Source organism: Campylobacter canis (genome assembly GCF_045504005.1).
GTDB lineage: Bacteria > Campylobacterota > Campylobacteria > Campylobacterales > Campylobacteraceae > Campylobacter_A > Campylobacter_A canis.
In genome coordinates this window covers 53,655-73,095 of record NZ_JBJJXH010000002.1, presented here as the reverse complement: position 1 = coordinate 73,095, position 19,441 = coordinate 53,655, and the positions used below count along the sequence as shown (strand labels likewise).

The following is a 19,441-nucleotide window of genomic DNA, read 5'->3' as shown; positions in this document are numbered from 1 at the left end:
TAAAGTATGGCACACAAAAAAGGTCAAGGTTCAACCCAGAATAACCGAGATTCCATCGGTCGCCGCTTAGGCGTTAAAAAATTCGGAGGCGAATTTGTTCGCGCCGGCAATATATTAATCCGCCAAAGAGGCACAGCAACTCACGCTGGAAGCAACGTAGGTCTTGGCAAAGATCACACTATATTTGCATTGATAGACGGATTTGTTAAATTCGAAAGATTTGACAAAAAAAGAAAAAAAGTTTCCGTTTATCCTGCAGCTTAAATCTTAGGGGCGAAAGCCCCGACTCTTCTTTAGGCACGCCGATAATAAGATCCAAAGAGTTTCTGCTATTTAAAAATTTATTATCTTAATTATGTGCGAAGAAATCTTGAATTTATAACAATTATTGTATTAAAAAACATAGCCAAATAATATGTTGAATTTTAAAAAACTAAACATTTAAATTTCGCCAAAGGCAATCTCTATAAATAGCCTTAATGGGCGGATTGTTTGATCTTTTGAGGGGTAAGATGATAAGGATAGACAAGAGTGAAATACTAAAATATATCGCTGAAAATTTAATCAATAAAGAGCTGCTAAATCAGATAAATAAAGCTATAGATGAGAGTATAAAAGAGCTTAAGATAGATATCTTGGATAATAAAATAAGCCCAAATGATGCGCAAAAAGTTATAGAGCATATCCAAAGTAGCGATGAATTTGGCGCTTTGATAAGTTGTTTTGCAAACAAGGAAAAATCAGCCTCTAAAAACGGCAACAAATTTTGGCTAGGTTTTATCGTAGCCGGCGGACTGGCTTACGGCGGATACGATATGTTTTTAGAGCGATATGAGATAGAACAAGAGTATGCGTTTATCTCTATTTGTGTCGGCGAGCAAGGTAGCAGATATCAAAAAGAAAGATGTATGAATAAACTAAAGCAGTGCTTGAAGGAGGATAAGAAATTTAAAGAGTGCTATTAGTTTTCTAAGCTCTTATCCAAAAATAGCTGGTTTGCCGTTTTTTCAACTCTTTTGCGGTGCTCATCGCCCAAAATTTCTCTTTCAAAGCCGTTATCTAAAAGCGGTTTGTATGCGCTAAGCTTTTGATACTCGTCTTTATCAAGTAAAAATCTATAAATTTCTTTAAGCTTGCATAGACTCTCTTTTGTGCAAGATTCGCCCCTTTTAATCCTTTGGAACATTTTTTCTATAGATTTGCCTTGAGCTTTGTTCTCGCCTTCATCGTTTGTTTCATATTTGTGCGCTACAAAATTCACAAAAAAGCTCTTCTTTGATTTGCAAATTTCTTTTATGCCGTTTTCAATGGTTTTGACTAGCTCTTTGCACTGATTTATTGTCGCCATTTGTCGCCTTATGAAATTTTATAATTTCACTAAATTATAACAAAACTCAAAAAGAGAATATAGTTATTTTTGGTTGCTCAAATTTAAAAAAAATGAAGCAAATTTATCGCAGACAATAAATCTTACTAGAAAGGAGACGAAATGGCAAAATCAGGCGTTAGACCGCCAAACGGTCCAAGCACCACAGGTAACCCAAGCGGAAAAGGTCGCGGAAACAATCCGCCTAAAAAATAATCATATAGCCCGTTTTATCGGGCTATTAACTCTCTTTGTTTGCCGTAGATCAAATTTGAATCAATTTCAAATTTTTTACCGTCTTTTGTTTCTAAAAGATAAAATTTACCCAAAGTAGATAAAGTTTTAATATTATAAATTTTAAAAGTATCATTGTCTTGGTTTTTGATGTAAGTCATGCAAATTTTGGGATTTGATTTTAAAGAGATGTTTTTGTATGTTTTAGCATTGCCATCTTTTTGTGTGTCTAAAGTTTTGTCTTTAAAGATTATTTTACTATCTTTTGGAATTTCAACTATCGTCTGATTTTCATCCAAAAAGCTAAAACATTCATTTGATGCGCTCTTGATGCTATGAATCGTATTCGTATCGTTGTTTTTGTATGTGAAATTTCCGTCTATATAAGAAATTGGGGTTATATAGCTATTTTTGCAAGCGTAATTTCTTTTTGTGTTGCTTATGCAAAAATATTTATCGCAATCCTCTTTACAAATTTCATCGGGCAGAGAATTTAAAGCTTTTTTGTCTATGGATATGAATTTGTAATCAACCTCTTTATACCCGATCAAGCTCATAGTAAAATTAGGCGCCGTTGTCATCGCGCTTAATAATGTAGATATAATAGTAAAATACATAATATAAATTATAGATGATTTATTTGTTGCATTAGATATAGCCATTAGCCAGATGAGTAAAAATGACATCAACCATAAAAAAGTGCTAAGTACATATGTTTGAAAATAAACGCTTATTACAATAGATGATATAAACATACAAAACAAAATAATTGCACATAAGACGAGCATTATTCTTTCATGCTTTCTAAATCTTACGGATATGTTTATAATGACATAAGTAATTAGAAGCTATACTAGTAAGTTACACTTAAAATTTAACTTATCTTTGAGTAGATAAACAGGTATCCATACAATTAAAAATAAAGAGATATAAACAAACAAAGATTTAGGGAATAAAAAGTAAAGTATTGGTTTTTTAAAATCTCCGCTTTTTTCAAAACTAACGTATAAATATGCTATGATAAAGCAAAACATACCCCAAAGTGTAGTAAATGTAACATTTGCAACGGATATTAATACAAGTTGCAGCTGTGATATGTCTTTTATATCGTTTAATGGATTTTCAAAATAAATCAAAACTCCAAATATACCAAATGCAAAAAATACTATCGTAGAAAGCCATTTGTGTAAAAATATAAAATTTATTATCTCTTTTAAAACTTGAGCTTTGATTTCGCTTGACTTATCGGATAAGTATTTTTTAGCGTATTTGCTTTGATCGGAAATTTTTAAATTTTCATCTTTTTCTAGTATATAAATTTGCCTATAAATTTTTTCGTCTATATCTTTTAGTCCTAGTGAAATTTGATCGCCGTTATCACATTTTAAGCTATCATACATTCGCTTTTTGCAATTTAGTAGATATATTAGCGTGTCTATTTCTGAATTTACGTTTCTATCGTTGTTTATGTTTTTTAGCTCTTTTATAAATTCCTTACACTCTTGTGTTTGAGTCTTCTTTTGTATAGCGAGATCTTCAAAAGTTTTCATTTTTATCTCTTTTTACTAAATTTTGCTTTTTGCTAATTGAATTTTGGCAAAAAATCAAATTTTAATCAACAAAAAGCTATAATGAAAAGAAAAATTTAAGGTAAATTTATGTTTATAGATAGTGTAAGTTTGACATTAAGCTCGGGTCACGGCGGAGCAGGTGCGGTTAGCTTTAGACGCGAAAAGCACGTTATACTAGGTGGACCTGACGGTGGAGATGGCGGAGACGGCGGAGATGTGTATTTTATCGTTGATAACAATACCCACACCCTAGCCGCATATAAAGGAAAACGTGCTCTTAAGGCTCAAAACGGAGAACCGGGCATGGGCCGTAGAATGACAGGTAAAAAAGGCGAAAATTTAGAACTTATAGTACCTCCCGGAACTGCCGTATATGACGCTGATAGCGGAGAGCTCTTGCTTGATCTAACCAAGCAGGGCGAGCGAAAGATGTTTTTAAAGGGCGGTAAAGGCGGACTTGGTAACGTTCATTTTAAAAGCTCGACCAATCAAGCTCCCGAATACGCCCAAAAGGGCACTCCGGAAGAAATTTGCAACGTTCGTCTTGAGCTTAAGCTCATAGCCGACGTAGGGCTTGTAGGCTTTCCAAATGTCGGCAAAAGCACGCTCATTTCAACCGTTTCAAACGCCAAGCCGCAGATTGCCAACTATGAATTTACGACACTTACACCAAAGCTCGGTCTTGTAGAAGTTGATGAATATAGCGGCTTTGTTATGGCCGATATCCCCGGTATCATTGAGGGGGCAAGCGACGGAAGAGGGCTTGGAGTGCAGTTTTTAAAGCATATTGAGCGGACTAAAGTTTTACTTTATATGCTAGATCTTGCCAACTACCGAACCCTTAAAGAGCAGTTTAGCACTCTTAAAGCAGAGGTTAGCAAATTTTCAAGCGAGCTTGGCGGCAGAGATTATGCTATAGCACTTACTAGGCTTGATGCTTGCGAAGAGGTGGATAAAATTTCGGACTTCATTAAGAGTCTTGGGCTTGGAAGCGATCTTTTAAGCTACAAGCAAGACGTGTATGAATTTGATGCTGCCAAGCCGTTTTTCATCATGCCGATATCGTCTGCAAGTGGGGAAAATATAAATGAGCTTAAATTTAACCTGCTTGAGCTTTTGCAAAAAGACAAACTCAAATAGTTCGTTTGGTCAAATTTTGTGCTTAAATTTGCTTTTTATAAGCCAAATTCTCACAAATAATGAGCTATTGTTTTGAAATTTTACGGCTCCAAAATACAAAAGAGAAACGGAGAAGATATGAGCGGTCATAAAACAGCCTTAGTCGTAGGGGCGACTGGAGTCGTCGGACGCGAGATAGTAAGGCAGCTTTGCGAGGATGAGGATTATTTGAGGGTTTTTGTCTGGACAAGACGTGAACTTGATTTTGCGCATGAAAAACTAGATATAAAAAAGATTGATTTTGACAAGATAAGCGAGATAAAGCCGTTTTATATGGATGAAATTTACTGCGCACTCGGCACGACTTTAAGAAAAGCCAGAAGTAAAGAGCGGTTTTTAAAAGTGGACGTAGAGTATGTGAAAGAAGTTGCCAAATGGGGCAAGCTATCGGGAGCTAAGAGCTTTTCGATGATATCTTCGCTTAAGGCCGATGTAAATTCAGGCGTATTTTATTTTAGAGCAAAAGGCGAGGCTGAAAATGCGGTTAAAGAGCTTGGATATGACTCTTTGATGATATTTCATCCCTCGCTTATCAAGGGTCAGCGAGAGGAGTTTAGGGTTTTTGAAAATTTCATGATAACCATGTTTAAATTGATACCTAAAAAATTCTTTTCGTCCATGCGGCCTATGAGTGGAAAGCAGATCGCGCAAGCGGTTTTGAAAGTGGCCAAAAACCCGCCTGCGGGAGCTAAAATTTACCGCCCGCAAGATGTAATTAAAACTAACGGATAGAGATATGAATGTAATTTTTATGGGAACGCCCGATTATGCGGTCAAAATTTTAGACGCTATGGTTAAATTTAACGCTAATCAACTTAGCTTAGACGGCGCTAAAAAAGAGCCGAAATTTAATATCGTAGCCGTTTTCACCCAACCTGATAAGCCCGTGGGAAGGAAGCAGATACTAACTCCTAGTAGCGTTAAGATTTATAGCGAGGCGAATTTGCCCACTGTGCCGATATTTCAGCCAAAGACTTTGCGAGATGAAGCGGTGGCTGAGCAAATTTCAAACTTGAAGCCTGATTTTATAGTTGTGGCGGCGTATGGAAAAATTTTGCCTAAAAGCATACTTGACATCGCTCCTTGTATAAATTTACACGCTTCGATTTTGCCGAAATACCGCGGTGCAAGCCCTATTCAAAGCGCGATTTTAGAAGGCGAAAAACAAACCGGAGTAACGGCTATGCTTATGAACGAAGGGCTTGATACAGGCGATATGCTTGATTTTGCCTATACAAACTGCGAAAACAAAATGGCGCAAGAACTTTTTAGCGAACTTGGCGATATGGCGGGCGAACTGATAGTAAGAACGCTCTTAAATTTTCAAAATTTAACCCATATCAAGCAAGACGACAACCTCGCAACCGAATGTAAAAAGATACAAAAAACGGATGGGCTTTTTAGCTTTAACGAAGATGCACATGAAATTTATAATAAATTTAGAGCGCTTACTCCTTGGCCGGGAATTTATCTTGAGAGCGGACTTAAAATTTTATCTTTGGAGCTATTTGAAGGCTCAAGCGGTGAAGCAGGAGAGATTTTAAGCATTTATAAAGATAGTTTTGTAGTGGGGTGCAATAGCGGAGCCGTTAAAATTTATTCCCTGCAAGAACCTGCCAAAAAGGCCGTCGATGCAAATTCTTATATAAACGGCAAACGCCTTAGAGCGGGCGATAAAATTTTATGATAAGAGCTGATTTTGGTAGTTGAATTTATTGATTCAATCCCGTCAACACAGGAATTTGTCTGCGAAGGCGTGCGCGCAGGAGCGATAAAGCCGCCTTTTATGATCGTTGCAAACGAACAAACCAAAGGCATAGGCAGCAGAAATAACGAGTGGCAAGGATTTAGAGGGAATTTGTTTTTTTCTTTTTGTGTGGATAAGAGCTTTTTGCCAAATGATCTGCATGAGGCCTCCATATCTATTTATTTTTCGATGATTATGCGTGAATTTTTAGCTTCGCAAGGCTCTGAAATTTGGATTAAGTGGCCTAATGATTTTTACATAGAAGATAAAAAAATCGGCGGAACAATTACTTCAAAGATAAGTGAAAATTATATTTGCGGTATGGGCTTAAATCTCGTCGGTGCACCAAAAAATGCGGGTATTTTGGATATACAAATTAGTCAAAATGAAGCAGTTTGGGGATTTTGTGAATTATTAGAAAAAAAGATTTTATGGAAGCAGATTTTTAGCAAATTTAGGTTAGACTTTCAGAAATCAAAAAAATTCATCACGCATATAGACGGGCAAGAAATATCGCTGCAAGGTGCAGAAATTTGCGATGATGGAGCTATTTTAGTAAATGAAAAAAAGGTGTATTCTTTAAGATGAGCGAGATAATAACCATAGCAAACCAAAAAGGCGGTGTGGGCAAAACGACCACAGCGGTAAATTTGGCGGCTTCTTTGGCGGTTGCGGAAAAGAGAGTTTTACTCATAGATATCGATCCTCAGGCAAATGCGACTACGGGAATGGGCTTTAGTAGAAATGACTATGAATACAATATCTATCACGTTTTAACAGGGCGCAAGAAGCTTTCTCAGATAGTTCTAAAAACTGAAATTCCTACACTTTTTCTAGCTCCTTCAAACATCGGTTTAGTGGGTATCGAGCAAGAATTTAACGATCAGAGCAAGGATTACAAACTAATCCTTAAAAATAAAATTGCAGAAGTTTTACACGAGTATGATTTCATCATCATCGATAGCCCGCCCGCACTTGGTAGCATAACCGTAAACGCTTTAAGTGCAAGCGATAGCGTGATTATACCTATACAATGCGAATTTTACGCACTTGAAGGATTGGCGCAAATTTTAAACACGGTTAAAATAATCAAAAAAACTATAAATCCGAAGCTTGCCATAAAGGGCTTTTTACCGACTATGTACAGCTCTCAAAACAACCTTTCAAAAGAAACTGTGGCGAATTTAAAGCAGCATTTTGAAAACAAGCTGTTTAAACTAAAAGACGATAGTGAGGATTTTGTGATCGTGCCTAGAAATGTAAAGCTTGCCGAGTCTCCAAGCTTTGGTAAGCCGGTGATACTTTACGATATAAAATCCCCGGGCTCTCAGGCGTATCAAAATTTAGCTTACGCGATCTTAGGATAAAAGATGGCTAAAAAGAGTAGTTTAGGACGCGGATTGGGAGCTATACTTGAAGATGTTGAGCTTGCTTACAAGGCTGAGTTAAGCGGCGGAAATCGCGATATAGTAACCGAAATCGATCTGAATTTAATAACCGAAAACCCTTATCAGCCACGAAAACACTTTGATGAAACAGCCTTAAAAGAGCTAAGCGAATCAATAAAAAGACACGGACTTATCCAGCCTATAATCGTCATACAAAAAGATGACGGATATATGCTGATAGCAGGCGAAAGAAGATTTAGAGCGACTAAAATTTTAGGTGCCGAGAAAATAAAAGCCATAGTTGCCGATATCGAGAGTAAAAATTTAAGAGAACTTGCGCTTATTGAAAATATCCAAAGAGAAGATCTTAATCCTATCGAGCTTGCAAATTCATACAAAGAGCTTATCGATGAGTATAAGATCACGCAAGAAGGACTTGCAAACATCATACATAAGAGCAGAACTCAGATAACAAACACAATGCGGCTTTTGTCTTTAAGCCTTCATACTCAAGATCTCATAAAAGAAGGAAAGATAACTCAAGGACATGCTAAAGTAATCGTAGGACTTGAGCCAAATGATGAAAAGATGGCTGTTGATACGATAATCGGACAGAGATTAAGCGTTCGCGAAACTGAAAATTTGGTTAAAAATTTAAAAGACAAAAGCAAAGGCTCACAAAAAATCGGTTTTAAAATCGATGAAAAATACACTCAAAAGCTAGATCATTTAAAAGAGCTTCTAGAAAAACTCCACATAAAATCAAAAATTAAAAATAGAAATTTGATACTTGAATTTAAAGATATATCAGATATTGAGAATTTTATAGGCAAAATTAGCTGAAATTTAACTGTAAAATTTAGCTAATTTTTTCCTAACATATTGTAAAATAAGTGCGATTTTTGTTTTTTAGTAATAAAATCATAATTGTCATAAGGAGATTTAATGTTAGAAATCGAATTGCCATTAGTTCTACTAACGGCGGTTGTTTTTCTAGGGCTTATCTTTGTTTTAAACAACATTCTTTACAAGCCGCTTCTCAAATTTATCGATGCGAGGAACGAAGCTATCAGGAATGACGAAGAGAGTGCTAGTAAAAACACGAGCGATCTTAGCGTTCATGAGGCTGAGATTGAGCAGATTATCTTGGCTGCTAGAAGCGAAGCAGGCAAGATAAAGCAAGACGCAATGGGTGCGGCAAAAGAGAGCGCGGCTAAGATAATCAGCGAGAAACGCGCTGTTTTAGAGGCTGATTATGAGGCATTCATGCAAAATTTACAAACTCAAAAAGATGAGTTTAAGGCGGATCTGGTTACAAAACTTCCTGATCTTAAAAATGTTCTTAAAACTAAACTTGCGAAAATTTAAGGAGTAAATATGAAGAAATTTTATCTTGTTTTATTTATTCCGTTTTTGCTTACCGCAAGCGAACCTAGCGGAAATGGCTATGATATCGTAGCGAGAACTATCAACTTTGTTTTATTCTTTGGAATTTTATACTACTTCATCGCTACTCCTATCAAAAACGCTTATAAAGCCAGAATACAAAGCATAGCAAATAGACTTGACGGTATCCAAAAGAAGCTTAAAGAGTCGCAAGTCAAAAAAGACGATGCCTTAAGAAGGGTTGAGGAGGCTAAAAGCAATGCGATTAGTCTTGTTGAAACTTCCAAAAAAGAGGCAATGATACTATCTGAAAAGATCAAAAACGAAACTAATCAAGAGCTTTTGAATATGGAAAAGAGCTTTGAAGAGCAGAAAGAATTCGAAAGAAGACGCATGACGAAAGTCGTGGTTGGAGAAGTTTTGAATGAAATTTTCGCAAGCGATAGTATGAAAATAGATCAAAACGAACTTGTCAATATCGTGCTTAAGAAGGTTGGCTAATGAAAGAGTTAATAGCAAAAAAATATGTCAAAGCTCTGATGGCTGAGCTAAGCAAGAGCGAGCTTGAGAAATTTATAGACAGCTTAAATGTTATTGCAAATGCGTTTAAAATTCATAAATTTAGGAATATTATAATCTCGCCCAATGTTAAAAGTTGCGAAAAAGTGAAATTTATTTTATCGCTTGTTGATGAAACAGATACTAAATTTACGAATTTTATCAAGTTGCTTGGAGAAAACAAGCGTCTTGAACTTTTGCCTGCGATCGTAGCTGAGCTAATGGCTCAAAAAGCTCGCATAGATAATGTGTATCGAGGTAAAATTTATGGCAATTTTGATATCAGCGCAACTCAAATCGAGGAACTTGAGAAGAGTTTTTCAAAGAGATTTGATGCAAAAATTATGCTTGAAGCCATAAAGAGTGATTATAACGGTATAAAAATCGAGTTGGACGATTTGGGTGTGGAAGCGAGTTTTTCTATCGACAGACTCAAAGCCCAAATGACTGAATATATATTAAAAGCAATTTAAAAGGAGAAAAAGCGTGAGTGCAAAAATAAAAGCAGATGAAATTAGCGCTATCATCAAGGAAAGAATCGAAAATTTCGATCTAAACGTTGATGTTGAAGAGACTGGCAAGGTTATCTCGGTAGCTGATGGTGTTGCTAATGTTTACGGACTAAAAAATGTTATGGCCGGTGAGATGGTTGAGTTTGAAAGTGGCGAAAAGGGCATGGCTCTTAACCTTGAAGAGAGTAGTGTCGGTATCGTTATCCTTGGTAAAACTGACAACATTAAAGAAGGAAGTTCCGTAAAACGCCTTGGAAAACTTCTTCGTGTACCTGTCGGCGACGCGCTTATCGGACGTGTTGTAAACTCTCTTGGCGAGCCGATTGATGCAAAAGGTCCGATTGACGCGAGTGAAACAAGATTCGTTGAAGAAAAAGCAAAAGGTATCATGGCTAGAAAATCAGTTCATGAGCCGCTTCAAACGGGTATCAAAGCTATCGACGCACTTGTGCCGATCGGCCGTGGACAGCGTGAGCTTATCATCGGTGACCGTCAAACAGGTAAAACAACGGTTGCTATAGATACTATCATTAATCAAAGAGGACAAGATGTTGTTTGTATCTATGTAGCTATCGGACAAAAACAATCAACTGTTGCACAAGTTGTTAAAAAGCTTGAAGAATACGGTGCAATGGATTATACGATAGTTGTAAATGCCGGCGCATCTGACGCTGCCGCGCTTCAGTACCTTGCTCCTTATGCGGGTGTAACTATGGGCGAGTATTTCCGTGATAATTCACGTCACGCGCTAATCATTTATGATGACCTTTCAAAACACGCCGTAGCATACCGCGAAATGTCGCTTATTCTTCGCCGTCCTCCGGGTCGTGAAGCATATCCGGGTGATGTTTTTTACCTTCATTCAAGACTTCTTGAGCGAGCAAGTAAGTTAAATGACAAGCTAGGTGGAGGATCGCTTACCGCGCTTCCTATTATCGAGACTCAAGCCGGTGACGTTTCTGCGTATATTCCGACAAACGTTATTTCTATTACGGACGGTCAAATTTTCCTTGAGTCGGATCTATTTAACTCAGGTATCCGCCCTGCGATTAACGTCGGTCTATCTGTTTCTCGTGTCGGTGGTGCTGCTCAGATTAAAGCTATTAAGCAAGTTTCAGGTAACCTAAGACTTGACCTTGCGCAATACCGCGAGCTTCAAGCGTTTGCTCAGTTCGCAAGCGATCTTGACGAAAGCTCGAGAAAGCAGCTTGAGCGCGGTCAAAGAATGGTTGAAGTCCTAAAACAGCCTCCTTATAGTCCGCTTCCTGTTGAGAACCAAGTTGTGCTAATCTTTGCCGGAGCGAAGGGTTATCTTGATGATATAGCTACTTTAAACGTTACAAAATTTGAGTCTGAACTATATCCATATATAGAAGCAAAATATCCTGAAATTTTTGAACAAATCAGAACTAAAAAAGTGCTTGATAAAGAGATTGAAGAGCTTTTACATAAAGCGCTGAAAGATTTTAAAGCGACATTTGCTGTTAACTAAGGCTAAAATATGTCAAATTTAAAAGATATAAAACGAAAGATCAAGAGCGTCCAAAATACTCAAAAGACGACTCGCGCGATGAAGCTGGTTTCTACTGCTAAACTTAGAAAAGCAGAAGAGGCCGCTCGCCAGTCAAGAGTGTATGCGCTTAAGATCAATGAAGTTTTATCGGAGATAGCTTATAAGATCAACCAGTATCGCTCGGTAAATGCGGAGAGTAAATTCTTTGACATCAAAGAGAATGTAGAGAAGGTTGATATCATATTTGTTACCGCTGATAAGGGACTTTGTGGTGGTTTTAATATCCAAACTATCAAAACTGTAAGAAGAATGATAAATGAATTTAAAGCCAAAAAAGTAAAAATTAGACTTAGAGCCGTCGGCAAAAAAGGCATTGAGTTTTTCAACTTCCAAGGCATTGATCTGCTTCAGACTTATGTCGGAGTTAGTTCATCGCCAACATATGAAAAAGCTCAAAGCGTCATAAAAGATGCGGTAAATGACTTTATAAACGGAGTTACCGATAAAGTAATTCTTGTTCATAACGGCTATAAAAATATGATTTCTCAAGAAATTCGCATAAATGACATTGTGCCTGTTGAGCCACCTAAAATGGTTGAAGTAGATACAAATTCTTTGATGGAATTTGAGCCTGAAAATGACAACAAAATTTTAGACGAGTTGCTTGAAAAATACTTCGAGTACAGCATGTATTACGCGCTTGTCGACTCTCTTGCGGCTGAGCATAGTGCCAGAATGCAAGCAATGGATAATGCGACAAATAATGCAAAAGAGCGTGTTCGTCAGTTAAATTTAGCTTATAACAAAGCTAGACAAGAGTCTATTACCACTGAGCTTATCGAGATTATCAGTGGCGTTGAATCAATGAAATAATAAAAAGGAGAATGAATGAAAGGTGTTATTAGTCAGATAATGGGCCCTGTGGTCGATGTCGATTTCAATGACTATTTGCCAAAGATAAATGAAGCTATCGAAGTAAATTATGAAGTGGAAGGCAAGCAAAACAAGCTAGTTCTTGAAGTCGCGGCCCATCTTGGGGATAACCGCGTAAGAACCATCGCTATGGATATGAGTGAGGGTCTAACTCGTGGTCTTGAGGCTGTTGCGCTTGGAGCACCTATAACTGTTCCTGTCGGCGAGAAAGTTTTGGGTAGAATTTTTAACGTTATCGGCGATCTTATCGATGAGGGCGAAAACGTAGATTTTGATAAAAAATGGTCTATCCACCGCGATCCTCCTGCGTTTGAAGAGCAAAGCACAAAAAGCGAAATTTTTGAAACAGGTATTAAGGTAGTTGACCTTCTTGCTCCTTATGCAAAAGGTGGCAAGGTAGGACTATTCGGTGGTGCCGGTGTTGGTAAGACAGTTATTATTATGGAGCTTATCCACAACGTTGCGTTTAAGCACAGCGGTTATTCCGTATTTGCAGGTGTTGGTGAGAGAACTCGTGAAGGAAACGACCTTTATCACGAGATGAAAGAATCCAACGTTTTGGATAAAGTTGCCTTATGCTATGGTCAGATGAACGAACCACCGGGAGCAAGAAACAGAATCGCGCTAACAGGTCTTACTATGGCTGAATATTTCCGTGACGAGATGGGACTTGACGTTCTTATGTTTATTGATAACATCTTTAGATTTTCTCAATCAGGTGCAGAGATGTCGGCACTTCTTGGACGTATCCCTTCAGCGGTTGGCTATCAACCTACGCTTGCAAGCGAAATGGGTAAATTCCAAGAGAGAATTACATCAACTAAAAAAGGATCTATTACATCTGTTCAGGCTGTTTACGTTCCAGCTGACGACCTTACAGACCCTGCTCCTGCGACAGTTTTTGCTCACCTTGACGCTACAACGGTTCTTAACCGTGCTATTGCAGAGAAGGGAATTTATCCTGCGGTTGACCCGCTTGACTCAACTTCACGTATGCTTGATCCGCAAATTTTAGGACAAGATCACTATAGAGTTGCGCGTGGTGTTCAAGCTGTTTTGCAAAAATATAAAGACCTTCAAGATATCATTGCGATCCTTGGTATGGACGAGCTTAGCGAAGAAGATAAGGTAACTGTTGATAGAGCAAGAAAGATAGAGAGATTTCTATCTCAACCATTCTTTGTTGCTGAAGTCTTTACAGGAAGCCCTGGAAAATATGTAAGCCTAGAAGAAAACATTGCCGGATTTAAGGGAATTTTAGACGGCAAATATGACGATCTTCCTGAAGCTGCGTTTTATATGGTAGGTAATATCGACGAGGTAATGCAAAAAGCTGAAAAACTTAAAGGCTAAATTTAAAAGGAATCTTAATGAATAAATTGCATTTAGAGATTGTAACGCCTGAAGGTCTAGTTTTTTCAAATGATGTTAAGAGTGTGGTGCTTCCGGGTACAGAGGGCGAATTTGGTGTCCTTCCGGGACACGCATCTTTGATATCTTTGCTAAAAGCTGGACTTATTGACATTGAAGATGAAGATAAAAACCACGATGTAGTGGCGATAAATTGGGGTTATGTCAAAATCGATGAAGGTAAGGCTGTTGTGCTTGCCGACGGAGCCGTATATGTTTCCGGAAATTCAGAAGGAGAGATAGCAAACTCTCTAGAAAAAGCCAAAGAGTTGATTCAAAGTATGAGTAGCGATACAAATGCCTTTGCATCGACAGTATCAAAGCTAGACAGCATGGCTAGAGCGAAAGTAAAATAGTGGCTGGGCTTGATATATTTTTAAACTATGCATCACGAAGTAGTTTTATAACTATTTTTGTACTTAGTTGGCTCTCTTTGTATCTGATAATGAGCTTTACCATACTTTTTTCTCGTATGGTAGGGCTTGGTCTTTGGCAAAGAAGAGAAAATGCCTCGCTTGAGTCTTTGCTTATGGGTGCTAAAACTCTTAGCAATGACTCGGCTCTTAAAAAATGCGCTTCAGGCAGAATAAGCAAAGAAAAGCTTGGAATTTGTATCAGCATAGCCGAAAAAAACGCTACAAGCGGAGTTACTTGGCTTGCTATCATCGCTTCTACTTCCCCGTTTATAGGGCTTTTTGGAACTGTTGTCTCTATCCTTGAGACGTTTTCACAGCTTGGGCAAGGCGGCAACTCATCCCTTGGTGTAATCGCTCCTGCTATCAGTGAGGCTTTGGTTGCAACGGGAGCGGGAATTTTCGTAGCGATACCGGCATATACATTTAACTTGTTAATTAAAAGAAAAGCTTACGAACTTATGAGTACAATCAGGCGAGAAGCCGACATACTCATAGCAAGTAAAGAAGAATTTTAATGATAAATCTTGAAGAGACTCCCGAGCTAAATATCACTCCGCTAGTTGATATTATGCTCGTGCTTTTAGCTATCCTTATGGTGACTACTCCTGCGATTATCTACGAAGAGCAGATAGTGCTTCCTGACGGCTCAAAGACCAAGTCATCGACCGCCATGCAAAAGGATCTCATGGTAATCGTTGATGCGCAAAGAAAAGTAAGGATAGATCAAAGCACTATGAGTCTGCAAGAGCTTCCCGATAATATCGTCTTGCTTGGTGCAAAATATGATAAAAATTCGCCGGTTTATATAAAGGCGGATAAAAATTTGATTTATGATGATGTTATGTTTGTTTTAAAAAGCATTAAAAATGCCGGATTTACAAAGGTGGCACTTCAAACTAATGGATAAAATTTTAAAGCCAAATTTCAATACTTTTAATTATTTTATACTCTCTTTTGTTCTTTATATTTGTATGATAGTCGGAATTTTCGTCAAGCTTACTTATTTTAAGGAAGAAGCAAAAAGATATACCGATACTAAAGACGCTTTTATGGACATTACGATAGTCGAGCGTGAGCCCGATATAGTAGTAAAAGCACCTGAAAAAAAAGAAGAAGTAGTAAAGAGTGAAGAGCCTGAAAAAAAGGTTGAAGAGCCAAAAGAGGAGTCAAAGCCCGATACTACAAACAAGCCTGTAGAGCCTGAGGTTATTCCTGAAGTAGTGCCTGAGTCAAAACCTGCTGAGAAAGAAAAGCCAAATTTAAAAGATCTCTTTAAAGACATCGACACTTCAAAGCTAAAAGAGGATAAGGTGGTTAAGAAAAAAGAGACGCCAAAAGATCAAAGCAGGATAAAACCTGAAAAAAAAGAGGCAAAAAAAGAGTCAAAAGCCGCAAGTGACGTGATAAATTCTTTGCAGCTTGACAAAGTAGCCAAGACACCAAAATCGCAAAGGACTGGCGAGTACAATCCTTATGCTGGAGAAATAAGCAGAATTTTAGAGACAAAATGGACGGCATATAAAGCTGATTCTAATGATAATGCTAAAGTTGAGATCAGTATAGATGTCAACGGAAATTTTAGTTACAATATAAAACAGCTGTCATATAATAGTGAATTTAACGATAAAGTAAGAGAATTTTTGCAAAAGATGACATTTGAAAAATTTCCGCCTTCTCAATTAGGAAGGCCATTTGTTTTTGAAACAACATTATTGGATAAAATAGAAAATTAAACAACGGAGGATAGATGAAAAAGATTGTATTATTAATAAGCCTAGCTATCGGCTTATTTGCTGCAGATGCAACGATAGCCATCGTAAATAAAGGACTTGCGCTTCCTAAAATCGTTTTGCAAGATGCGACGACTATGGTTAGCGATCAAGCGTTTAAAAGCAGATTTCACAAGATCATGCTTGGAGATTTAAAGGTAAGTTCTGATTTTGAAGTGGTTGATGAATACATCCAAAGCAGCTACGAAGGGGATTCAAACACAAACGTGATGAGCGAAAAGGGCGCACAACTGATTTTTAGATACGCACTTGAAGGCTCTCCTTCAACTCCGCTTAGACTCAAAGTAAAGCTAATAAATGCCAAAACCGCTACTACACAATACGAGCGTGCTTACACTATGGATGACGGAGCCAAATTTCCGTTTTTGGCGCACAAAGCTATAGTCGAGCTTGTAAATGAGCTAAAAATGCCTCCTGTAAATTGGATGGAGAAATTTATCGTATTTGCCAAAGGAACAGGCTCAAAACAAAGCGAAATCGTAGTGGCCGACTATACTCTAACATATCAAAAAGTAATTGTTCGCGGCGGATTAAATATATTTCCTAAATGGTCGGGAGTCGATCAAAGTGCGTTTTACTACTCTGACTACAGCGGCACAAAGCTAGTACTTTATAAATTTGAGCTGGCAACAGGCAAAAAAACTAAAATTTTAGAGACTTCAGGCGGCATGCTTGTGGCTTCTGATGTAAGCGAGAGCGGAGATAAGCTACTTCTTACTATGGCTCCTCAGGATCAGCCCGATATCTACATCTATGATCTAAATTCAAAAAAGCTTAAGCAGATAACAAACTACAGCGGTATTGACGTAAACGGAAATTTTGTCGATCACGATAGCAAGGTTGTTTTTGTATCGGATAGATTAGGCTATCCAAATATCTTTTCTCAAAACGTAAATGGCGGAGCGGTTGAGCAGATGGTATATCACGGTAAAAACAACAACTCCGTAAGTGCATATCAAAACTATGTAGTTTATTCAAGCAGAGAAGACACCAAGAGTGAATTTGGAACTAGAGACTTTAATATCTATCTTATCTCGACAAAGACAGAATATATAAGACAACTTACCGCAAGCGGCAAGAATTTGTATCCGAGATTTTCAAGTGACGGACAAAGCGTAGTGTTTATCAAAGAGCTTGGCGGCCAGAGTTCTCTTGGCATAATTCGTGTCAATGAAAATAAAAGTTTTCAATTTCCGCTAAAAATAGGAAAAATTCAATCAATTGATTGGTAGGTTCGTTAAAGTTTATTTTAAAATTTATGATATAATCACCGAAATTTTTGTAAAAGGATTAATATGAAAAAAGTAGTTTTAGCTTCCGCTGTTGTTGCAGCGCTATTCATGAGCGGTTGTAGCTCTAAAAACCCTGAAGTAGATATGAGCGCAGACTCAAATCAAAACATGGGTATGATGGGTTCATCTACGGATACTATGATGAGCTCTAGTGATAGATTGCAACAGTTGCTATCTGCGATAGAAGGGCAAGTCAAGACTGTGTATTTCGATTTTGATAAATTTAATATCAAAAGCGATATGCAACCGGTCGTAAATACAAATGCAAGTTTGTTTAATCAATCAGAAGCTCAAAGCCTAACTATCAAAGTAGAAGGCAACTGCGACGAATGGGGAACAGACGAGTATAACTACGCTCTTGGTCTAAAAAGAGCTAAAGCTACTAAAGACGCTCTTGTAAAACAAGGTGTTTCAGCCGATAGAATTATGGTTGTAAGCTACGGCGAGAGCAATCCTGTGTGTTCAGACAAAACAAAAGCTTGCGACGCGCAAAACAGACGTGCTGAATTTAAAGTGCTTCCATAATCAATTATGACAAATTTTAAAAATTTAGCGGCTCTTCTTATGGGAGCCACCATTATTTACTCTGCTGAAATTTCGGTATTTGATGCCGGAAATTTAGATAGCGCAAACCCTTACGGTTTAACCGACAATGAAAAAGCTCTACTTAAAAACAAGCAAAAAGTAGAAAATTTAAGTAGAAATATGAATGACGTAGAATCTAGCTTGAGCGGTGCTCAAGAGCGAATAGAGGGCATACAAAGCTTAGTTGGAGGAATAAATGCTCGTATAGCAAGATTGGAAGCTAGAATAGAGGAGCTTGAGAATAAAATTTCAGGAGAAGAAAGCCTTGAATCTAGTATCGATTCTTTAAGAAAATACATTGAAGAGAGTCGCAATATAGAAGAGGCTAATAATAAAAAAATTACAAAAGTTTTAAAAGATTTAAGTTCTATCATAGATAAGATAAATGCGAATTATATTCCAAAAGAAGAATTTGACAAGGCTATATCGAATATATCTGCTAAAGAACAATTAAAGCCCACTTCAAAAGAGAAGCCTTCGGATGATTTTAAAAAACAAAAACTTCAAGATATAGAGGCTGATGCAAAGAAATTGTTTGAATCTGGCAAATTTGAGGATGCAAAGTTAAGATATGAATTTCTAATACAAGAAGGACAAAAGCCTGCCGCTGCAAATTTCTACCTTGGCGAAATTTCATACCAACAAAAAGCCTACAATAATGCTATAAAATACTATCAGCAAAGCATATCGCTTTACGATAAGGCTGATTACACTCCAAAGTTACTGTATCATACCGCAATCAGCTTTGATAAGATCGGCGATACTGCAAGCGCAAATCGTTTCTACAAAGCTCTTAAACTAGGATATCCGGAGAGCAAAGAAGCTAAAGCTTCGCCTGATAGATAAGTCAATTTAGATTAATAAAATTCAGGTATAATCACATTTATTTTATTTGTAGGAGAAAATGTGAAAGATCAAGTTATATCTATGTTTTATGAGCTAAAAGATGCAAAAACAGGCGAAATTTTAGAATCAAACATGCAAACAGGAAGTCAAATTTCATTTTTGACAGGACGCGGACATATCATTCCTAAATTAGAAGAAGAGGTTAGTGCTCTTAAAGCAGGCGATAGAAAAAATATCGTTATTGAAGCTGCCGAAGCTTGCGGCTTATATGATGAAAAAGCGCTTCAAACGTTACCGAAAGAGCAATTTGCAGGAATTGAGCTAAAAGAAGGCATGGAGCTTTTCGGTCAAGGCGAAGACGGCTCAAACGTTCGCGTAATCGTGTCTAAAATCGGAGAGGATGACGTTACGGTTGATTTTAACCACCCTTATGCGGGCAAAGATCTTGAGTTTAATGTTGAAGTTACCGAAGTAAGAGATGCTACCGAGGATGAAATCGCAACGGGAGTAGTAGCTCAAGCGCATGCTTGCGGTTGTGGAAGTCACGGTAAAAAAAGTGGCGGTTGCTGCGGAGGCGGACATCATGACCACGATCACGGCGAAGGCGGTTGCTGCGGCGGTCACGGTCACCATCATGAGGACGATGAGTGCTGCGGCGGAGCTCATCACGATGAGCATGGTGGCGGTTGCTGCGGAAAACATCATTAAGAAATAG

The 19,441-nt window shown here is 37.8% G+C and carries 25 protein-coding genes; 22 read left to right on the top strand and 3 right to left on the bottom strand.

All coding sequences use genetic code 11. The annotated features are described in order from the left end of the window. The first annotated feature begins 6 nt into the window (after positions 1 to 6). A complete protein-coding gene (gene rpmA / locus ACHJH3_RS02475) occupies positions 7 to 264 on the top strand; it encodes a 50S ribosomal protein L27 (protein ID WP_407063441.1) in 258 nt (85 codons plus the stop codon). A gap of 248 nt (positions 265 to 512) precedes the next feature. Continuing rightward, complete coding sequence (locus ACHJH3_RS02470; RefSeq protein ID WP_407063440.1) at positions 513 to 965, top strand: hypothetical protein; 453 nt, start codon at positions 513 to 515, stop codon at positions 963 to 965. Here ACHJH3_RS02470 and ACHJH3_RS02465 read toward each other — a convergent pair. The 3 genes from ACHJH3_RS02465 to ACHJH3_RS02455 form a co-directional block, all read right to left on the bottom strand. Next, positions 962 to 1,348 (bottom strand): hypothetical protein, encoded by a 387-nt coding sequence (locus ACHJH3_RS02465; protein WP_407063439.1) that lies wholly within the window; start codon positions 1,346 to 1,348, stop codon positions 962 to 964. The two genes, ACHJH3_RS02470 and ACHJH3_RS02465, sit on opposite strands and share 4 nt — an antisense overlap. A 248-nt stretch (positions 1,349 to 1,596) precedes the next feature. Next, complete coding sequence (locus tag ACHJH3_RS02460) at positions 1,597 to 2,157, bottom strand: hypothetical protein (RefSeq protein ID WP_407063438.1); 561 nt, start codon at positions 2,155 to 2,157, stop codon at positions 1,597 to 1,599. A 291-nt stretch (positions 2,158 to 2,448) separates the two neighbouring features. Beyond that, on the bottom strand, positions 2,449 to 3,150 hold the full coding sequence (locus tag ACHJH3_RS02455; RefSeq protein ID WP_407063437.1) for a hypothetical protein: 702 nt from the start codon (positions 3,148 to 3,150) through the stop codon (positions 2,449 to 2,451). Between the two features lie 108 nt (positions 3,151 to 3,258). Between ACHJH3_RS02455 and obgE the strand changes: the two genes are divergently transcribed. From obgE to ACHJH3_RS02355, 20 genes are all read left to right on the top strand, one after another. Further along, the gene (gene obgE / locus ACHJH3_RS02450) at positions 3,259 to 4,311 is read left to right on the top strand and encodes a GTPase ObgE (RefSeq protein ID WP_407063436.1); all 1,053 of its coding nucleotides are present in this window, start codon (positions 3,259 to 3,261) and stop codon (positions 4,309 to 4,311) included. A 117-nt stretch (positions 4,312 to 4,428) separates the two neighbouring features. Then, complete coding sequence (locus ACHJH3_RS02445) at positions 4,429 to 5,082, top strand: NAD(P)H-binding protein (protein ID WP_407063435.1); 654 nt, start codon at positions 4,429 to 4,431, stop codon at positions 5,080 to 5,082. 4 nt (positions 5,083 to 5,086) lie between these two features. Continuing rightward, positions 5,087 to 6,037 carry a methionyl-tRNA formyltransferase gene (gene fmt, locus ACHJH3_RS02440; RefSeq protein ID WP_407063434.1) on the top strand — a complete coding sequence of 317 codons (951 nt, stop codon included), beginning with the start codon at positions 5,087 to 5,089 and terminating at the stop codon, positions 6,035 to 6,037. Positions 6,038 to 6,049: 12 nt separating this feature from the next. Continuing rightward, entirely contained in the window at positions 6,050 to 6,685 is a 636-nt protein-coding gene (locus tag ACHJH3_RS02435) for a biotin--[acetyl-CoA-carboxylase] ligase (protein ID WP_407063433.1), read from the top strand. After that, entirely contained in the window at positions 6,682 to 7,464 is a 783-nt protein-coding gene (locus tag ACHJH3_RS02430; protein ID WP_169942782.1) for a ParA family protein, read from the top strand. The genes ACHJH3_RS02435 and ACHJH3_RS02430 overlap by 4 nt, the downstream gene beginning before the upstream one ends. Positions 7,465 to 7,467: 3 nt before the next feature. After that, a complete protein-coding gene (locus tag ACHJH3_RS02425) occupies positions 7,468 to 8,328 on the top strand; it encodes a ParB/RepB/Spo0J family partition protein (protein ID WP_172200908.1) in 861 nt (286 codons plus the stop codon). Between the two features lie 102 nt (positions 8,329 to 8,430). Further along, positions 8,431 to 8,853 carry a FoF1 ATP synthase subunit B' gene (locus ACHJH3_RS02420; protein WP_407063432.1) on the top strand — a complete coding sequence of 141 codons (423 nt, stop codon included), beginning with the start codon at positions 8,431 to 8,433 and terminating at the stop codon, positions 8,851 to 8,853. A 9-nt stretch (positions 8,854 to 8,862) separates the two neighbouring features. Continuing rightward, positions 8,863 to 9,372, top strand: a complete 510-nt coding sequence (locus tag ACHJH3_RS02415; protein ID WP_169942776.1) for a F0F1 ATP synthase subunit B — start codon at positions 8,863 to 8,865, stop codon at positions 9,370 to 9,372. Continuing rightward, positions 9,372 to 9,902: a F0F1 ATP synthase subunit delta gene (locus tag ACHJH3_RS02410; RefSeq protein ID WP_407063431.1), complete on the top strand. Its 531-nt coding sequence runs from the start codon at positions 9,372 to 9,374 to the stop codon at positions 9,900 to 9,902. The genes ACHJH3_RS02415 and ACHJH3_RS02410 overlap by 1 nt, the downstream gene beginning before the upstream one ends. Before the next feature lie 13 nt (positions 9,903 to 9,915). After that, complete coding sequence (gene atpA, locus ACHJH3_RS02405) at positions 9,916 to 11,433, top strand: F0F1 ATP synthase subunit alpha (protein ID WP_173031585.1); 1,518 nt, start codon at positions 9,916 to 9,918, stop codon at positions 11,431 to 11,433. A 9-nt stretch (positions 11,434 to 11,442) separates the two neighbouring features. Then, positions 11,443 to 12,327 (top strand): ATP synthase F1 subunit gamma, encoded by an 885-nt coding sequence (gene atpG / locus ACHJH3_RS02400; RefSeq protein WP_407063430.1) that lies wholly within the window; start codon positions 11,443 to 11,445, stop codon positions 12,325 to 12,327. A gap of 15 nt (positions 12,328 to 12,342) precedes the next feature. Continuing rightward, the gene (gene atpD / locus ACHJH3_RS02395; RefSeq protein WP_169942768.1) at positions 12,343 to 13,740 is read left to right on the top strand and encodes a F0F1 ATP synthase subunit beta; all 1,398 of its coding nucleotides are present in this window, start codon (positions 12,343 to 12,345) and stop codon (positions 13,738 to 13,740) included. Positions 13,741 to 13,757: 17 nt separating this feature from the next. Beyond that, complete coding sequence (gene atpC, locus ACHJH3_RS02390; protein ID WP_169942766.1) at positions 13,758 to 14,153, top strand: ATP synthase F1 subunit epsilon; 396 nt, start codon at positions 13,758 to 13,760, stop codon at positions 14,151 to 14,153. Next, positions 14,153 to 14,728, top strand: coding sequence for a MotA/TolQ/ExbB proton channel family protein (locus tag ACHJH3_RS02385; RefSeq protein WP_407063429.1), 576 nt, complete (start codon positions 14,153 to 14,155; stop codon positions 14,726 to 14,728). Before atpC ends, ACHJH3_RS02385 begins: the two co-directional genes overlap by 1 nt. Beyond that, on the top strand, positions 14,728 to 15,120 hold the full coding sequence (locus ACHJH3_RS02380) for a biopolymer transporter ExbD (RefSeq protein ID WP_169942763.1): 393 nt from the start codon (positions 14,728 to 14,730) through the stop codon (positions 15,118 to 15,120). The genes ACHJH3_RS02385 and ACHJH3_RS02380 overlap by 1 nt, the downstream gene beginning before the upstream one ends. Then, positions 15,113 to 15,946: a TonB C-terminal domain-containing protein gene (locus ACHJH3_RS02375; RefSeq protein WP_407063428.1), complete on the top strand. Its 834-nt coding sequence runs from the start codon at positions 15,113 to 15,115 to the stop codon at positions 15,944 to 15,946. Before ACHJH3_RS02380 ends, ACHJH3_RS02375 begins: the two co-directional genes overlap by 8 nt. Before the next feature lie 14 nt (positions 15,947 to 15,960). Continuing rightward, entirely contained in the window at positions 15,961 to 17,235 is a 1,275-nt protein-coding gene (gene tolB, locus ACHJH3_RS02370; protein ID WP_407063427.1) for a Tol-Pal system protein TolB, read from the top strand. A gap of 63 nt (positions 17,236 to 17,298) precedes the next feature. Next, positions 17,299 to 17,820: an OmpA family protein gene (locus tag ACHJH3_RS02365; RefSeq protein ID WP_169942757.1), complete on the top strand. Its 522-nt coding sequence runs from the start codon at positions 17,299 to 17,301 to the stop codon at positions 17,818 to 17,820. Between the two features lie 6 nt (positions 17,821 to 17,826). After that, a complete protein-coding gene (locus ACHJH3_RS02360) occupies positions 17,827 to 18,726 on the top strand; it encodes a hypothetical protein (protein WP_407063426.1) in 900 nt (299 codons plus the stop codon). Positions 18,727 to 18,786: 60 nt separating this feature from the next. After that, on the top strand, positions 18,787 to 19,434 hold the full coding sequence (locus ACHJH3_RS02355) for an FKBP-type peptidyl-prolyl cis-trans isomerase (RefSeq protein WP_407063425.1): 648 nt from the start codon (positions 18,787 to 18,789) through the stop codon (positions 19,432 to 19,434). Positions 19,435 to 19,441: the final 7 nt, after the last annotated feature.

Coding starts and splice junctions, on each gene's coding strand:
- ACHJH3_RS02425 (WP_172200908.1), top strand. CDS start 7,468: ATGGCTAAAAAGAGTAGTTTAGGACGCGGATTGGGAGCTATACTTGAA.
- ACHJH3_RS02375 (WP_407063428.1), top strand. CDS start 15,113: ATGGATAAAATTTTAAAGCCAAATTTCAATACTTTTAATTATTTTATA.
- ACHJH3_RS02430 (WP_169942782.1), top strand. CDS start 6,682: ATGAGCGAGATAATAACCATAGCAAACCAAAAAGGCGGTGTGGGCAAA.
- tolB (WP_407063427.1), top strand. CDS start 15,961: ATGAAAAAGATTGTATTATTAATAAGCCTAGCTATCGGCTTATTTGCT.
- ACHJH3_RS02380 (WP_169942763.1), top strand. CDS start 14,728: ATGATAAATCTTGAAGAGACTCCCGAGCTAAATATCACTCCGCTAGTT.
- fmt (WP_407063434.1), top strand. CDS start 5,087: ATGAATGTAATTTTTATGGGAACGCCCGATTATGCGGTCAAAATTTTA.
- atpG (WP_407063430.1), top strand. CDS start 11,443: ATGTCAAATTTAAAAGATATAAAACGAAAGATCAAGAGCGTCCAAAAT.
- atpD (WP_169942768.1), top strand. CDS start 12,343: ATGAAAGGTGTTATTAGTCAGATAATGGGCCCTGTGGTCGATGTCGAT.
- ACHJH3_RS02470 (WP_407063440.1), top strand. CDS start 513: ATGATAAGGATAGACAAGAGTGAAATACTAAAATATATCGCTGAAAAT.
- ACHJH3_RS02455 (WP_407063437.1), bottom strand. CDS start 3,150: ATGAAAACTTTTGAAGATCTCGCTATACAAAAGAAGACTCAAACACAA.
- ACHJH3_RS02415 (WP_169942776.1), top strand. CDS start 8,863: ATGAAGAAATTTTATCTTGTTTTATTTATTCCGTTTTTGCTTACCGCA.
- ACHJH3_RS02360 (WP_407063426.1), top strand. CDS start 17,827: ATGACAAATTTTAAAAATTTAGCGGCTCTTCTTATGGGAGCCACCATT.
- ACHJH3_RS02420 (WP_407063432.1), top strand. CDS start 8,431: ATGTTAGAAATCGAATTGCCATTAGTTCTACTAACGGCGGTTGTTTTT.
- rpmA (WP_407063441.1), top strand. CDS start 7: ATGGCACACAAAAAAGGTCAAGGTTCAACCCAGAATAACCGAGATTCC.
- ACHJH3_RS02460 (WP_407063438.1), bottom strand. CDS start 2,157: ATGAGCTTGATCGGGTATAAAGAGGTTGATTACAAATTCATATCCATA.
- obgE (WP_407063436.1), top strand. CDS start 3,259: ATGTTTATAGATAGTGTAAGTTTGACATTAAGCTCGGGTCACGGCGGA.
- ACHJH3_RS02445 (WP_407063435.1), top strand. CDS start 4,429: ATGAGCGGTCATAAAACAGCCTTAGTCGTAGGGGCGACTGGAGTCGTC.
- ACHJH3_RS02365 (WP_169942757.1), top strand. CDS start 17,299: ATGAAAAAAGTAGTTTTAGCTTCCGCTGTTGTTGCAGCGCTATTCATG.
- ACHJH3_RS02410 (WP_407063431.1), top strand. CDS start 9,372: ATGAAAGAGTTAATAGCAAAAAAATATGTCAAAGCTCTGATGGCTGAG.
- atpC (WP_169942766.1), top strand. CDS start 13,758: ATGAATAAATTGCATTTAGAGATTGTAACGCCTGAAGGTCTAGTTTTT.
- ACHJH3_RS02465 (WP_407063439.1), bottom strand. CDS start 1,348: ATGGCGACAATAAATCAGTGCAAAGAGCTAGTCAAAACCATTGAAAAC.